The following is a 14637-nucleotide window of genomic DNA, read 5'->3' as shown; positions in this document are numbered from 1 at the left end:
ATTACAGGCCAAGCTTCTGTCCACGTTCCCAGCGCTGAATCTGTTTCTCGCCGTTGTCAGCAAGCTCCCGGAACTGGTCGATTGTATCGCGCATCTTAGGCAGGGCTTCCTGCTTGTAGGAGCTAATCGAATCCAAAGCAGACAGAACATCCGTAAACGCCTGCTTCAAAGTTTCCGCAGAAATATTCGTTTGCAGCGACTGCTTATGAATTTGAACGCCTTGGTCTTTCAGCATGCGAGAAGTACCCGCAATCAACTCGTTTGTCGTTTGATTCAACAGTTCAATTTTCTGTAGCACAATCTTCTGATTATACAAGGCACTGGCTACGGTAACCGCAATCTTCAGTGCAGAGATCGTAACGTTCTTCGCACGGTCGACACCGCGAATCAGCTCTTTATTGTTGCGAATGACAACCTCCATCGCCATAATCCCCTGTTGGTTGACGACCATCATCTGCTGCATATCCATGACACGCTGACGAAGCGGGAACAGCACTTCTTCCGTAATGAACCGAATCTTCTCCGGATCTTCATTGCGGGATTGCGCTGCTTCAATCTGTGATTGAATCGAGTCATCCATCAAGGAGCCCAACTCGATTTCTTTCTTCAGCTTCTTAGTCAAGTCACGCAAGGCAAGCTGTTCAATTTCGAGGGTCGTATTGTCATTTTTCAAGGTAACTTTCCCTTTATCCAAAGAAGTCACGATTTCCGCAATCATGGTATCTGCCTTCTGATACTTCAAGAAATACGTACGAAGCGGATTGAACAGCTTCCCTAGAAACCCAGTTTTCGTAAAGTCGATGACGCTCGGATCGAGATCCTTCAGCTGCTGATGCAGCTCGACCAGTCCCTTCGCAACCGGGCCCCCTTCGTCCCCTTTTTTCGATAAATCGCCTACGGAAACCTGCAAGGCATTGTTCTTCGTCGAAGAGGAACGCATAGTATTCATGCCGAAGCTGTCTATCGATTGCAGAATATCCTTTCGGTTCTCTAAGGAATCCAGATCTAAATTCATAATTGCTGCCACATTCGAATCCGCTTGTGCTTGAAGCTTCGCAACTTCCTCAGGAACTGGTTTTACCTCTTGCTCAATTTCCTTTTGAATTTCTTCCGGACTTGCAACTTCCATCGTAAATGACATTGGAATCCCCCTTTAGACTCATGCTACATTTGCACGTTGAACAGGTTTGCGATTTTATAGACTACATCATCGGTATCTGCATTAATGCTCGCTGCCTCGTTAATGCTGGAGATGCTCTGCAGCGCTTGAATATCCGCATTATAGCCGATAGTGTAAATCGGAACTTTAAACGTTTCGATAAGCTCCTTAATGTCCTTAAGCGAGTGGCCGCGATTCGTCTCGCCATCACTCAGCACGAAGATCATCGGCTTGATGTTCGGATTGACGGCCTTCTCTTCTTGCAGCATTTTCAAGGCAACAATAATTCCGTCGAAGGTAGCCGTGCCGCCATCTGCTTGAAGGCTGTTGACCGCACCAACGAACAAGGAGCGCTGTGTGGTGTCATACTTCTTGATAGGCAAATTAATCGTGACATCATTCGAATAGGATACGAGACCGATACTGTTGTCTTTCCCTAAATTCTTTTGTCCTTTAAGCAGTGATTCCTTCAGTCGATTCAGCGGTTCTCCCGCCATGCTTCCCGATACGTCAGTAACAAAGACAGCCGCGATTGGCTTCCCGCCATTTTTCTTGTCTTTCCACAATTTCTGTGCGGAGGCCAACAAGCTGCCTTTCACAACGGGCATTTCCGATTTATAATTATCGAGCTCATTGAAACCTTTTTGTTGAGCCTTCTTCTGATATTTCTCCTGCAACGCGAATTCTCCGAACTTCTTGACGATGTCCAATTTCCCTTTAGGCAGGTTCCCAATCGCATACAACGGGTTGTCATGTCTAATTCCGAAAGGTGTGAACACGTACTCATTTTTCAGTTCATCCGTATTGATATACGTTTGATACTCCAATACAAACCCATCCAGCACACCCGACTTCGCTGCATCACGCATTTGCGTCGTTGTCGAAGCGAGAAACGGGATATTTTCTTGGAATTTCTCAAATCCTTGAACTGCTTTATCACTCAACAAATTCGACTTGTCGAATGTACTGAGTGCCGTAACTAGAAAATTAATTCCTGTAGAACTGGAGAATGGATCCGTATATCCCATGCTGAACTCGTTGTTCGAGATGGCTTCCGTCACCGTTTTGACATTTACCGCTCCGTATGAAGAGATGAGTGCATCATGCTTGGATTTTGAGATCACAATGCCTGGAACATTGCCCGCGAGTCGCTTGCTGATAAGCTCCGTCTTTACGCCGCTTGATTTGATCATCTCGCCAAACAGCTCATTCGAAGGTGTATAGGCATCAGGCATATATTTGCCGGATCGGATATAGTCCGCAGCTGTACCGGAAGCTATATTTCGAATCTTCACAGAAACAGGCTTCCCGTTCACTTGGATCTTCGCATTATTGAACTCGGTTGCCACATCCGCCAGCCAGCTGTCCATGCCTGTGCCGCCTTTTTCCGTTGACGTGAAGATCTCAACAAATTGATTCGTCGTATTCTTCACCGTAATCGGGAACTTCGATATATCCGGCAGGGTATCGCCCACATCGGCTGGACTAATATCGATCTGCCCCTTTACTGGAGCTTCGGTCGACACAGATACGTTCGCATAGAGTTTATTCAACTGTTTGGCCGCATCTTCTGTCGTAACCTGTGATTTGCTTTTTCCTAGGTTGGAGGTCAACGTCACCCCTACATAAATGAGAATAAATACAAAAATTAAAGCAAAGACAGATATCACTAACTTCTTCTTTCCCGCCATTCGCTGCACCTCTCACGCTTTATAGTATTTGGTTTGCTTGATTAATGCGTCCAATTCCTGCATGCATGCTAATTGTTCAATATCCTCAGGCTCCACATTGTCCAAGCTGGATATCTCAAGCAGAAGGCGATCCAACTTGACTAAGATTTCTTCATTATTCGTAAGAGCGTTTTTCATAGATGTGAGGTAATCGTTGTATACTTTTGCTTTCTTCTGGGATAGTTCAATAGATAGGCCCGACATCTTGCGATTGACAACCCGGTCGAATTCAGTCTCGTCAAATACACTAAGTATGTTCAGGATATTTCGAACATTTTGGTAGAATAAGTTCTCCACATCAAGTGCAACGGACGCGAACTTAGAGAAGCTTATTTCTGACTCGCTAAATCTCTGCTTCAGTACTTGGAAAAACGTACTCTTCCGCTTCTGCATCCGTTCCATCTGTTCCAGCCCAATGCGGATCTCTTCTTCAATACCCTTGGTTTCTCGATATTGGGACAGGCGTTCTACATACTCTTCATACGTTCTAATTTCTTTCACAGGTATGACAACAGGCTTCTTGAACAAGAACTGATAGATTCCATTAATGAGAATCCATGCACTGGCTACAAGCAAGGTAATCCCCGTTGCTGTGGAGAGAGCGCTCGCTCCGATCTGCACGCCTAAAAAGCCTGGTGAGAGTACGAGGATATTTACAGCAGCTACCACTAGCATTAGACCTAGTAGCTTGATCACATTTGTGTTGGACAACATTCCATCCTCCTCTGCAAATCGTATAGGAACAAGTTACGTGTACGCTGGTGTATTAGATTTCAAATGCCTTACGATGGCGCCGTGCAATAGTCGATAAGGAGTTGTGATGTGTGTCATGAATGTCATCAGATTGTTCTAGAATGATTCCTTCTTGAACGAAATACGTATGGATTTCCATCCACTGGTTTTTCATCACTGCATTGTATCTACGTTGCATTCCAGAAAAAGTAACAAGCAAAATGCCATCCGATTTCCGAATCTCGTGTGGATAGAACTCACCGCGCTCCAGTGCTTTCCGAATAGTCGCTCCACCACCTTCAATCCCCCACAGCCGTGCCGCTTCCGATAAGCCGAATACTTCATTGACACTGATCCCATTCGGCGAGTAAGAAGAAAGAGGCCCTTGAATCATCGCAAGTCCGGCTGCATCAAAACGCTGCTTATGCCTATGCAGGCATTCCCCATGATCATCATATGCCGTAACGGAAATGACTACTTCCCCATCATGTTCTAAGAATCTGCGAACCATGTGCAATTCCGTTAATGCTGTGTGCTGATCTCCAGCAGGAAATATGGATGCAGGCCACAGTCTTTCTCCATTCGGCAAAATGACCTGAAAACATGTTAGTTGCCCCATACATTCCTCCACGAATGTTCCAAGTTATGGTTCAATATTAAGAAAATAATACCATCGTCACGAAGTCGTGACAATGCAAATATTGGATGCCATTGGCCTATAAGGAAGAAGAGAATAGGAAGTGCTTACCTATTTAATAAATGAATCTAAGACTAAAGTCAGCATATCTTACTCAAGAAAGAACAAAACCCTCTACGAATAATAATCGTAGAAGGTTCGCTATTTGAAACAATAATCGTATTTGACATGGTAAACTATAATGTAAATTTCAGTATAGTGATGGTGATGTAATTGTCTATCATTTTACAAGCTACACAGGGTTTGTTACTGTCCACAAATCAAAAAAAATGCGAAACCAAATGGCGAAATGACTGTTCTTATAAGCTTATCTATTCTATAAAAGGATCTATGTATTACCAGACCGAGAGAAGCGACATTTTCTTATCTAACAATGAATTTATTCTTTTTAACCCGAATGAGTTGCATAGACAAATTTCAGTGGATAATCATAAATTTGTAATAGAACTTGATCCAACATTTTTAAATCAACTGACGGCTGATATTTCATGTATTAAAGATAATATTTCTTTTGCTCTTACTGTTCAAAAACATCCATTAATCCAGCAATGGGTCCATTTTATAAATGATTATGTACAAATAGAAGAAGGTAACGAAAGTCATTCAGTAGAGTTATTTTTAGACCATAGCTTCACTCAGTTAGCATTAATGATATTTAAAGTTATGGTTGGTACACATTCGTCTGACATTAACATACAGCCATTTAAAGAAATTCACCCTGCACTATACAAAACAATGAACGTTATAAAAGAAGACTTCCAACATGCCTGGAGCCTAGATGAAATGGCAGGGATTTTAAATATAAGCAAATTTCAGTTTGCCCATCTTTTTAAGGAGTACATTGGAATTTCGCCCTTTTCGTGGCTTCAACTATATCGCATTATCAGAAGTCAAGACATGCTTATCCATACCAAGAAATCGATTGTAGATATTTCATATAGTTGTGGATTTTCTTCCATCTCTGTTTATAATCAGCTATTTAAACGTCTCTACGGAATCACGCCTAGTGTTTTTCGAAGGAAATATGCGAAATAAATAGACAAACGAGCCGATAACCATCATACTTCCACAAAAAACAAAAATATACCGAATTTCCACAAGAGAGGATAGTGCGCCAAACAAGCTCAACGAGAGCACATTAGAACCATATAAGAGAACTGCATTGAAACTAAACGCTCTGCCTAATTTATTGACTGGTATCCATGTTTGAATGAGATAAACCCGTGCTAAACCAGAAATAGGAAGCCCAATAGCTGCGATCAGTATACCAATAAAATAGGTTGACAGATGAGTTGCAAATCCTAATACAAGTATACCAACACCCCATACAATAGAACCGATTAGATAAGTCGTGAGGGTCAGCCTTTTCCAAAGAAAAGGGATGACGATATTAACTGTAATCACACCAGCACCATACCACCCCATTAGAAGACTGTAAAGCTGCTCACCATTATTTTGGGTTTCCAGTAGTTGTAACAATAATCCGACCTGCCATACCCAAGTATGAAAGAACACAATCAAAAAAGTTACAAACAACAATGTTCTGATCGTATATTCACCTTTTACCCAGTTAAAGAAATCTTTTATAGAGATAAAAATACCATCAGTTTTATTCAACAAGTTGTCTGCAGCATCGTTATTATCTTTCCAATGAAGTTTTAAAATGAAAAATGCACTGATTAAATACGTTAAGGCATCAATTGTGAAGAAATGAATGATTTGTCCTGAATGTAGCAGACCAATACTAAATATTGGTCCAAGCATTTGTACACCTCTTGTCACAATATCAAATAAGCTATTTGTAGCTGTTCGATCTTCTACAGAAGTAATGAGAGGCAACACAGCTCTGTAAGCTGGATTATAAAAGCATCCTAGACTTTGAATTAGGAAACTCACAACGATTAAATGCCAAAAACCTAAGAGATTCATTTGATAAATAAAGACCAATGAAAGAATAATAGGTACTCGTATAATGTCTACCCACAGTAATAAACGTTTTTTGTTTACGGAGTCAGCAATTACTCCGCCAGCTAGTCCGAATAAAAGGTATGGAGCAGCTTGTGTAATAGCCATAACTGTGGTCAGAATGCTGGATTGTGTTCGTTCATAAGATAAAAAAAGGAAAGCAAGTCCTGTAATCACATTTCCTAATTGGGAAATCCCTGCTCCCGCCAAATAGAACAAAATCATTCGATTCTTCAGTACACTGCTATACACTGTCATCACCTCATTTAAAAAGTTACAGTGTATCCTTCTTTTCTTCTATCTTCATCTTGCTGCATTTTCTTTCAATATTTACTTACCTTAGCAATAAAATATAGTACGAGCAGATACGTTCTACCCTGGATGTTAGATATAAAAAAACAGATAAAAAAGGTCAACCAGAAATATCTGGCTGACCATATAATAAGCTACATAAATCAATTCGCCTTGGCATGTGCAATGATTTGATCTTGATTATTCCACAAGAGGTGACGCAAATTGGATTTGGATCCCTCGATGAAATAGAACGGAATCTGGTTCTGCTTCGCGATCTCCACACAGTCCCAGTATGCTTGATGCGAAGTTGCCGTAAGCAATAAGAACAGTGCGGACGAACGCTTCAGATCATGGAATATCCGCTTCGGATTTTTCCCATTCTCATGTACGAGAGTAGCCCCCGTCTCCGCTACTACCTCTTCGAACCATTTCTTCAATCCACCGACAATCGTAATCTGGTGGCCTTCTAGGAATGGCTCTGGCTTCTCATATTCCTTCTTCGCTTGTGCCTTCGCAGCACGTGCGACACTCTGAACTGCTGCGCCGCTGCTCGCTGTACGCTTCGCTTCCAGTTCGGAGATGGGCTGCGCCCGATATAAGCGGGACAGGCGCGCTACTCGCTTCCCAATCTCTACGTTAAATGAGCAAGGATCCCCATCCTTCGGTGTACGAATGGCCACATCCCGTTCATGCAGCGGGAAGCGGTGCTGCGGGTCATTCAGATCGACGCAATACCAGGTAAAATGCTCTCCAAGGTGCACATAGCCATCATATTGAACAATGGAGCTGTTACTGTCATCCCCTTGAAGCAGCAGTTCAATCTCGTATTGCGTTGGATCATGCTGCTTCGGACGGCACAATACTCCTGCTTCGTGCTGCAATTGATGCTGCAGGACAAGACTTTCGGTAATATTAAACGTCTGTCCCGTCTCCAATACAATATACCCGCCATGATCACGGCGGAAGAACGTCCCATTCAGCCCGCCCTCGTCAGTTGCAGACAAGCCATCAGGGTAGGAGCCTCCTTCCAATGCCGCAAAGGGTTCTGCATACCCGCTGCCTTCACTTCGCTCCAGAACCGCAGTGCCGCTGCTTTCTAATGCGCAAGCCGATTCTGCGTACGGCATTGAATCATGGCGCTGCCGTGCATGTACACTTGCAGAACGCTCCTCGCATTCTTCCTGTTGAGCCAATTCCGAATGTTCACGAATGGAACCGCTTCGTTCAGCAGGATGCTCATTCCGTCTCTCGATGAATTGCTCAAGCTCATCAATGAGCGCAAGAGACTCTCGTATCTTCTGTCTTCCACCCTTGCCGGATTGGACGACCGTATTGCGAGCCGCATGAACGGTGTCTTCCACATCGGTATACAGCAATTGAATGATATCCTGAATAGAGGAAGTTAACGACTTAGGACGAAGTACCTCAACTGTCGCAGCAGCAGCGGATTTCTTGGCTTGTACAACCTGCCTGTTCAATTCATCGTTGTCCGCCCTTAGCGCGTTCACCTGTCTGCGCAGTTGGTTCAGCTTCTCCTCATGTCCAAGCAGCTCACCGCGTACGGACTGCATCTGTTCTTCTCTCACGGCTAGCTCCTGTTGCATCAGCTCGGATTCCTTCTGCAGCTTGCTGCGCTCCTGACGAATCACTCGCAGCTCTTCGTTGCGCTGCGCAAGAATTGATTCCAGCTCTTGAATATGTAAGTCCTTATCCTGCTGTACTTGTCCGCTCTCCTGCTGAACAAGCTGAAGCTGAGCATCGATATCAGTCAATTGGCGATTCAGCCGATGAATCTGCTTCTCCGTCTTCCCCAGCGACAGTTCAGCCTGCTTGCGCAAATGCGTCTCATGATTCAATTTCTTCTTCAATTCAATGATTCGCTGCTCCAATTCAAGCGATGGTTCTGTGGATTCCATAGACGGCTCCACTTCTGCAGGCAATGAGGAGGACTCATCTGTCAAATGCAGGACGGTATTGCTGGAGCCTTCCGAGCTTCCACCCTCACTCTCCAGTTCCTCCATGGACTGCTTCCACAATGCTTCCTGCTCTGTTCGGCCTGGATGGAAATAAAGCGACCAATAATAATGCCAAAATCCATGTTCAGCAATAATTGCTTCACGACGTGCAAGGAACGATTCAAGAGTATTCTCCTCTTCCTCTTCTAGAACGATCATAAGCTGCTTTATCAACGAGGTAATCAGTGTATATTTACGATTAAAATGATCTTGTCTGGATTTTACGTATTTGCGTATCTCTTTAATAAATAAAATAGTGGGCATGCTTTTTGAGGTGCGAACCGAGGGTAAATGCAAATCTACCGCCATTTCTCGCCTTGCCGCACCCGACATTTCCTTAAACAGAGCTACTAACTTATCCATTGATATAGTCTGTGTCAGCTCTTCTTCTATAAAGTCTTTGTACTTTTGTACTTCTTCTGCTATTTCAGTTCGCATTGAAAACCCTCCCATGGATAAAAATCAAGATGTCTATCATCTGCCGTTCATTGAACTCGATGCAGTCCCTAAGAAGAGTTGTCATTTAAATTAGGATCTTTTAGAATACAGGTACTATTACTATAATTTATATCATAGAGAACATAGATTTCAACTGCTCTCACAAGAAAAGTAATCGCCCTTTTCCGCACTGCAACCGCCTTTTTCATCACATGCTGTCGATTTGTATTCCTTGACGTCAGTTGAATGATTTTTTCGTCGAAATATAGAACCCCTTCCGCATGCTCGTCCATTTGATATAATGAATTCAAGAACGACTAAGGGAATAGGAGAGGAGTGTCCAACATGGCTTATTTTGCAGCAATCTTGGAAATGCAGGATGAGAGTAAAAACTTGACGTATCGTCCACATCACTTGGAGTACTTGGAACAACTCGGCAAAGAGGGAAAGGTATTCGCCAAGGGACCGTTCGGAGATGGCTCAGGAGGTATGGTCATTTATATTGCTGACAATGTGGAAGAAGCTAAGCAATTGGCTGAGAATGATCCCTATGTGCAAAAAGGCGTACGCAAGCTGGATTTGCGCGAATGGAAGCTGCAGCTCGTTCAGGCATAAACCGCTTCAGGATTCGCTTGCTGTACGAATCGCAATCATGCCCCACTGGGTTGTCCCGGTCGGGCATGTTCTTCTATAAGGGAAGGAGATGAACCCAAATGAATCAACAATGGAATGTAGGAATTGTATTATTCGATGATGTTGAGGTGCTGGACTTCGCAGGCCCTTTCGAGGTGCTGTCTGTTACAACCTATCCCGATCAAAATCCTGATACGACTGCGTTGAAGCCATTTCAAGTACGCACGGTATCGGAGCATGGCACTATGATTACCGCACGCAACGGACTGAAGGTCATTCCTGACTTCAGCTTCTCCAACGCGCCGCATTTTGATATTGTCATCGTCCCCGGAGGGCTGGGAGCAAGAAAACGGGAACTCCATAATCCCCATATGATCAAATGGATTCAGGAGCGAATGCTGGCTGTCGATTTTATGACCTCGGTATGCACTGGAGCGCTGCTGCTTGCAGAGGCAGGTCTTCTGGATGGCAAGCGAGCTACGACGCACTGGGCCAGTTATGATTGGTTAGCGGATCAGTATCCAGCGGTTGAAGTCGTGCGAGACGTGAAATATGTTGCAGATGGCTCCATCTTGTCATCCGGCGGGATTTCCGCTGGCATCCATATGGCGTTCTCCCTTGTCCAGCAGCTTCTTGGAGTAGAAGTCGCCCGAACAACTGCAAAAGTTATGGAATACGACATTCAGTTCGAGCCAAGCAGCGCAACATGAAGATCGACCGCTTACTATCTATTGTCATTCTCCTCATCAACCGCAAGATGGTACAGGCCAAGGATTTGGCTGACCGCTTCGAGGTATCGGTGAGGACGATCTATCGAGACATCGATACCATCAATCAGGCCGGCATTCCGGTCGTCACCTATCAGGGAGCAGGAGGAGGCATCGGCCTAGCAGAAGGCTACCGCCTAGATCGGAATCTGTTGACCAACGATGAACTGGTCGCCATTGTTACCGCGCTGCAGAGCATCTCCTCCACCCATCCAAGCAGCGACAATGAGCTGTTGGTGGAGAAGCTGAGCAGTATCGTACCACCTGCCGATTCGGCACAGTTCCAATTGAAGACGCAGCAATTCATTGTCGACTTCTCCAATTGGGGCAGCAACGGTGTTCAGGAGCAGAAGCTGATGGTGCTGAAGGATGCGATTGAGCAGCAGCAGGCGGTTACCTTCACCTATTGCAATGCAGGCGGGAAGGTATCCAGCCGAACGGTAGAGCCCTATACGCTGGTGCTGAAGCACAAGCGTTGGTACCTGTATGCGTACTGTACGCTGCGTGCCCAATTTCGCTTGTTCAAGCTGTTCCGAATGAAGGATTTGCTGGTTGAAGACAAGTTTTTCGTCCGCCAAGAGGTCTCGATTCACGATCTCCCCTGGGAGCAGGAATGGCATGCGCCGGAACGGACCGAGAGAATCGTCCTACGCTTCGATCCAGAGGTACGCCATTTGGCAGAAGAATGGTTTGGCGTAGAGGATCTGCAAGAGGATGAAGCAGGAGCGCTTGTCACATCCGTTCCATTTCCCGTAGATAATTGGCTGTATGGCTTTATTTTAAGCTTTGGACAGCATGTCGAAGTGCTTGAACCGCTTCACATTCGTAACCAGATTGAACAGATTGCTTCTCGTATTGTTGAAAAATATAAAAAGTAAACTGGGAACCTGACAGAGAGTTGTCAGGTTCTCCTCTTTATAATGAGGCTATCAACGATACAGGAGTGATCGATTATGAGTCAATTGATATGCCAAAGCTGCGGGATGCCGCTGGCGCAAGAGAACCAGTTCGGAACAGATAAGGATAATAAGCTTGTACAGGAGTATTGTATTCATTGCTATAAGGACGGGGCGTTCACGAATCCCGATCTCACCCTCGAAGAGATGATCGACATCTGCGTACCATTTATGGTACAGGACGGAATGGAAGAAGCCGCTGCCCGCAATATGATGCAGCAATTCCTGCCGAACTTGAAGCGCTGGAGCATCGCGAACGGGGATGAAGCAGCTTCTTACCAGCCGACCCGAATCGTAGAGCTGGATGCGATGAAGCTCGCCGGTATTGCTGCGCGTACGACGAATGCTAATGAAATGAGCGGAAATGGCAAGCTGGGCCCACTGTGGGGACGATTCTGGTCAGAGCAGATTGCTGCACAAATTCCGAATTCTACAGATCCTGGAACAATATACGGCTGTTACAGTGACTATGAGAATGGGGCTATGGGCGAGTATACAACGCTGATCGGTGCTGCAATCGATCGGGATGCAGAGGTTCCTAGCGGATTGGAAGTTGTTGAAGTACCAGCAGCCAAATATGCCGTATTCACGACAGAACGCGGCCCTGTTACTGAGGTTGTTGCCCGTGCATGGCAGTCTATCTGGAAATGGTCACTTACCTCTGACGAGGAGCGTACCTTTACTGGAGATTTCGAGCGCTACGATGAGCGAAGCGCCAATCCAGAGGATGCACAGGTTGATATCTATATTGCGATTCGTTAGGGTCGGCCTATCAAATCGATAACTGGAGGCTTTGATTATGATCACGTTAAATGAACAAACGCTTCTACGATATAAGCAATTTACAGATTGGACAGATACCCTACATCACATCAACGAGCACATCTGGTCACAACCGATCGCAGAAGGAAAAGCAACCGTTGCAGAAATCATTTCACATCTGATGAATTGGGATAAGCCCTTGCTCTTTACCGTCATCCCTGCGATCCGGAATGGAGAAGGAATGGTCTTTCCTGATTTTGACCCATTTAACAAGATTGCTTATGATTATGCCAATTCAGGGGTTTCCCAAGAACAGCTTCTCGACGAATTCAAGCAAACTCGCCATCAGCTCGTTGAAGCTCTATTAGCTGATCCTGACATGACTGCCAAGCAGGTTACCGCGAACGGCGCAGCAACCTGCCCATATACAGGCATACCTTACTCTTTGCTGTATGTCATTCATGAATTCAACGATCACGACAATCATCACAAGAAACAAATTGAAGCGGTATTATGACAAATACAGCATGACACTTCCGGATTGTAACAATGCGGTACGATGACAAAACGCCCGATCAATGGGCGTTTTCGTTTGATTATATAATCGTTCTAGGGTTGAACTGTGCTTGGCAAATAGGTGGGCATCTTCACTTGCTTGATCATCAGCACGCCATCGAAATGCCGTCTAAGTTCCAATGGCATCGGCATCATCACCTGATAAGATGCAATGGACCTCTCGAACATCCATGAATTTCCCCGCTCATTTTCCCGATATCGCAAATCCATGAACACATAGGGCTGTTCGGCAGCTGTAAGAATATCCTCCATCGATCCAGGAATAATCGGTGTCAAGTGAATAGGCTCCCTCGTATTCTCTGCTGCTTGCCCTTCGCCCATAAACAGACCGATAACATAGCTCTCCTTTTTCAGTGCTTCAGGCATAAGCTCACCCATACTCTTCGGCATCGAATAGATAAGAGACTGGGCCTTGCTGATATGACCGTTATGTCCCCATACGATGATTTTTTCTTCCGGATATATATCAGTAGCCAACCATGCCAAATTGCTAGCCATGGCCCGATCCCGCCATTCCATAATGGCCTGTGTTCCGCTATAATCGCCTTGTTCCGTTAAACGATTAGACTCGATGCTTAGTTCATTGAACTCCTGAATAACCCGAATGCGATCCTGAAGTGCGCGCTGCATCAGCTTGACGATATGCGGCTCATTGGGATACTCCCGCTGCAATGCGTCAGCATTGTTCGGTACAGCTTGCAGCAGTTCTTCGTACACCTTCATTAACACCGGCTTCGCCTTGCGGTAGCCGTTCAGATCCGTACTCATTCTCCATTTCTGAACCTCTTGCTCCGCTTGTAGCGCTCTATTCTTCAGCGATTTGTTCGATATCCAATCTGCATCCTGGAATAACGAAGACTGCACCTGAATATCGAAGCCTGCAAGCCGCAGCGGAGCGTCGCTCGCGTGTGTTGCCTTCATATAGTCGAATAGCGGCTTTGTCTCTTCTGTCCACCATACACCAAATATAGATCGCTTCATCGTCTGCTGCGGCGCATTCTTGTTCACTTGTCCTTGCGCGATCGCAGCATCGCCCAATCCACTCTCAAAAGCAACGACATTGTACCCAAGTGTCTGATGCAAATATTGAATCATGCGCGTTTTGACCAAACTGAACTCAGCAACTCCATGCGAATTTTCGCCCAAATATACAATGCGCTTGTCAGCCAGCAGCGGGATTAGCATATCAAGATCGCTCATTTTGTCTTGCTCAATCGCTCCACCGTTCGGAGACCACTGTTCCGGTTGTATGTGGTTCCAAGCATAAGCATGATCTGCTGCCCAGCGCTTCCATTCAGATAGTGCAGCTTGATAAGTTCTTGCCTTCTCTTCTTGCTGTTTATGCACCGTCTCCACCGCAGTCCCTTTTATCGATAGAGAAGTATGTATCTCCGCTTTCTCCGCTTCTCCATGTACAGGCTCCTCCGCCATCACTACCGGAGCATATGCAGACGCAAGCACCGTCAAGGTAATCAGTAAACCGAAGAAGCGTCGACGCCCTAAGTTATATTCGTGTCTCCTCACGAACTTCAGCTCCTTCCTATCCTCATGAAATCAATTCTCTGCTTGTGCTAATCATACTGAATCCGTTCCCTGACTTCTTGACAATTTGTGCTCTCTTTCCAATATTTTAAGGGGATATCAAACATAATTATGAGCCTGAAGTTCGGAAAAATTATGATTGCATATATCGGTTTGTAAAAGGAATCTACACGAAGCAGACAGGCGAACCTACCGTTTTCCCCACAAAAAATCCCCTCCGGTCTCCAACGTTTAAGTCCATCTTACTAGATGTCTTTTTTACGTTGTCTACCATGAGGGGATAATACCACAATAGTTGTCTGTGAGGCGGCTGCCCTTCCTGATTTAGTTAGGATTGCTGGACATATTGAGCGAACTTCTGATAATCGCTC

At 45.1% G+C, this 14637-nt stretch carries 13 protein-coding genes; 6 read left to right on the top strand and 7 right to left on the bottom strand.

The features are described 5' to 3' along the window. Window position 1 precedes the first annotated feature (1 nt). The 4 genes from BBG47_RS02280 to BBG47_RS02265 are packed head-to-tail and all read right to left on the bottom strand — an operon-like array spanning window position 2 to window position 4240. Complete coding sequence (locus tag BBG47_RS02280; protein ID WP_065290356.1) at window positions 2-1141, bottom strand: toxic anion resistance protein; 1140 nt, start codon at window positions 1139-1141, stop codon at window positions 2-4. A 23-nt stretch (window positions 1142-1164) separates the two neighbouring features. After that, complete coding sequence (locus tag BBG47_RS02275) at window positions 1165-2850, bottom strand: vWA domain-containing protein (RefSeq protein ID WP_065290355.1); 1686 nt, start codon at window positions 2848-2850, stop codon at window positions 1165-1167. Between the two features lie 12 nt (window positions 2851-2862). Next, complete coding sequence (locus BBG47_RS02270) at window positions 2863-3603, bottom strand: hypothetical protein (protein ID WP_254659728.1); 741 nt, start codon at window positions 3601-3603, stop codon at window positions 2863-2865. Between the two features lie 52 nt (window positions 3604-3655). Further along, on the bottom strand, window positions 3656-4240 hold the full coding sequence (locus tag BBG47_RS02265; protein ID WP_021254422.1) for a helix-turn-helix domain-containing protein: 585 nt from the start codon (window positions 4238-4240) through the stop codon (window positions 3656-3658). Window positions 4241-4531: 291 nt separating this feature from the next. Between BBG47_RS02265 and BBG47_RS28830 the strand changes: the two genes are divergently transcribed. Further along, a complete protein-coding gene (locus BBG47_RS28830) occupies window positions 4532-5353 on the top strand; it encodes a helix-turn-helix transcriptional regulator (protein WP_139070662.1) in 822 nt (273 codons plus the stop codon). On the opposite strand, the gene BBG47_RS02260 is transcribed toward BBG47_RS28830, so the two are convergent. Both BBG47_RS02260 and BBG47_RS02255 read right to left on the bottom strand, forming a co-directional pair. After that, window positions 5294-6541 carry an MFS transporter gene (locus tag BBG47_RS02260; RefSeq protein WP_254659727.1) on the bottom strand — a complete coding sequence of 416 codons (1248 nt, stop codon included), beginning with the start codon at window positions 6539-6541 and terminating at the stop codon, window positions 5294-5296. The genes BBG47_RS28830 and BBG47_RS02260 overlap by 60 nt on opposite strands. A 197-nt stretch (window positions 6542-6738) precedes the next feature. After that, entirely contained in the window at window positions 6739-9030 is a 2292-nt protein-coding gene (locus tag BBG47_RS02255; RefSeq protein WP_065290353.1) for a hypothetical protein, read from the bottom strand. 345 nt (window positions 9031-9375) lie between these two features. Here BBG47_RS02255 and BBG47_RS02250 point away from each other — a divergent pair, with 345 nt between their 5' ends. The 5 genes from BBG47_RS02250 to BBG47_RS02230 all read left to right on the top strand — a co-directional run bounded on the left by BBG47_RS02250 (window position 9376) and on the right by BBG47_RS02230 (window position 12665). After that, entirely contained in the window at window positions 9376-9645 is a 270-nt protein-coding gene (locus BBG47_RS02250; RefSeq protein WP_065290352.1) for a YciI family protein, read from the top strand. Between the two features lie 98 nt (window positions 9646-9743). After that, entirely contained in the window at window positions 9744-10373 is a 630-nt protein-coding gene (locus BBG47_RS02245; RefSeq protein ID WP_065290351.1) for a DJ-1/PfpI family protein, read from the top strand. Next, window positions 10370-11308, top strand: coding sequence for a helix-turn-helix transcriptional regulator (locus tag BBG47_RS02240; RefSeq protein ID WP_065290350.1), 939 nt, complete (start codon window positions 10370-10372; stop codon window positions 11306-11308). The genes BBG47_RS02245 and BBG47_RS02240 overlap by 4 nt, the downstream gene beginning before the upstream one ends. Window positions 11309-11383: 75 nt before the next feature. Further along, window positions 11384-12148, top strand: a complete 765-nt coding sequence (locus BBG47_RS02235) for an effector binding domain-containing protein (protein WP_065290349.1) — start codon at window positions 11384-11386, stop codon at window positions 12146-12148. Between the two features lie 37 nt (window positions 12149-12185). Continuing rightward, entirely contained in the window at window positions 12186-12665 is a 480-nt protein-coding gene (locus tag BBG47_RS02230; protein ID WP_065290348.1) for a DinB family protein, read from the top strand. 92 nt (window positions 12666-12757) lie between these two features. On the opposite strand, the gene BBG47_RS02225 is transcribed toward BBG47_RS02230, so the two are convergent. Continuing rightward, window positions 12758-14248 (bottom strand): erythromycin esterase family protein, encoded by a 1491-nt coding sequence (locus BBG47_RS02225; protein WP_083189039.1) that lies wholly within the window; start codon window positions 14246-14248, stop codon window positions 12758-12760. Between the last annotated feature and the right edge of the window lie 389 nt (window positions 14249-14637).

The sequence above is a fragment of the Paenibacillus sp. KS1 genome (genome assembly GCF_001680695.1).
GTDB lineage: Bacteria > Bacillota > Bacilli > Paenibacillales > Paenibacillaceae > Paenibacillus_B > Paenibacillus_B suaedae.
This window is presented reverse-complemented; position numbering and strand designations above follow the sequence as displayed.

Excerpts from the sequence above, each read along its gene's own strand:
- BBG47_RS02280 (WP_065290356.1), bottom strand. The coding sequence starts at position 1,141 with ATGTCATTTACGATGGAAGTTGCAAGTCCGGAAGAAATTCAAAAGGAA.
- BBG47_RS02275 (WP_065290355.1), bottom strand. The coding sequence starts at position 2,850 with ATGGCGGGAAAGAAGAAGTTAGTGATATCTGTCTTTGCTTTAATTTTT.
- BBG47_RS02270 (WP_254659728.1), bottom strand. The coding sequence starts at position 3,603 with ATGTTGTCCAACACAAATGTGATCAAGCTACTAGGTCTAATGCTAGTG.
- BBG47_RS02265 (WP_021254422.1), bottom strand. The coding sequence starts at position 4,240 with ATGGGGCAACTAACATGTTTTCAGGTCATTTTGCCGAATGGAGAAAGA.
- BBG47_RS02260 (WP_254659727.1), bottom strand. The coding sequence starts at position 6,541 with ATGACAGTGTATAGCAGTGTACTGAAGAATCGAATGATTTTGTTCTAT.
- BBG47_RS02255 (WP_065290353.1), bottom strand. The coding sequence starts at position 9,030 with ATGCGAACTGAAATAGCAGAAGAAGTACAAAAGTACAAAGACTTTATA.
- BBG47_RS02250 (WP_065290352.1), top strand. The coding sequence starts at position 9,376 with ATGGCTTATTTTGCAGCAATCTTGGAAATGCAGGATGAGAGTAAAAAC.
- BBG47_RS02245 (WP_065290351.1), top strand. The coding sequence starts at position 9,744 with ATGAATCAACAATGGAATGTAGGAATTGTATTATTCGATGATGTTGAG.
- BBG47_RS02240 (WP_065290350.1), top strand. The coding sequence starts at position 10,370 with ATGAAGATCGACCGCTTACTATCTATTGTCATTCTCCTCATCAACCGC.
- BBG47_RS02235 (WP_065290349.1), top strand. The coding sequence starts at position 11,384 with ATGAGTCAATTGATATGCCAAAGCTGCGGGATGCCGCTGGCGCAAGAG.
- BBG47_RS02230 (WP_065290348.1), top strand. The coding sequence starts at position 12,186 with ATGATCACGTTAAATGAACAAACGCTTCTACGATATAAGCAATTTACA.